Annotated in this window: 1 protein-coding gene; it reads right to left on the minus strand. The window is 43.5% G+C overall.

The window, feature by feature from the left end; translation table 11 throughout:
* Positions 1–217: group II intron maturase-specific domain-containing protein (locus tag L8D11_RS05565; RefSeq protein WP_336886396.1), on the minus strand; the 217-nt coding region annotated here is incomplete at its 3' end.
* Between the last annotated feature and the right edge of the window lie 38 nt (positions 218–255).

Genomic DNA, 255 nt, shown 5'->3' on the forward strand with positions numbered 1-255 from the left:
CGAGAGACCAGCTAGAACGCTGAGACACGCCATGTGCCACAAGAAAAGTTTTGATGGAGTATTTCCTCTTGCGTTGTTTTATTCTGTAGGAGCGCAGACGCCTGCGAATCCACCCATCCAGATGTTTCATAGGCTTAGGAAAATCAGCCACTTTAAAGTAGTGGAACCAACCTCTAGAAGCCTGATTAAGTTCTCTAACCACAGTATCAAATTTCACACCTCTGCTTCTTTTAGTAATAAGGCGAACCTTATCTT

It is taken from the genome of Candidatus Bandiella numerosa (genome assembly GCF_021811875.1).
GTDB classification, from domain to species: Bacteria; Pseudomonadota; Alphaproteobacteria; order Rickettsiales; family Midichloriaceae; genus Aquirickettsia; species Aquirickettsia numerosa_A.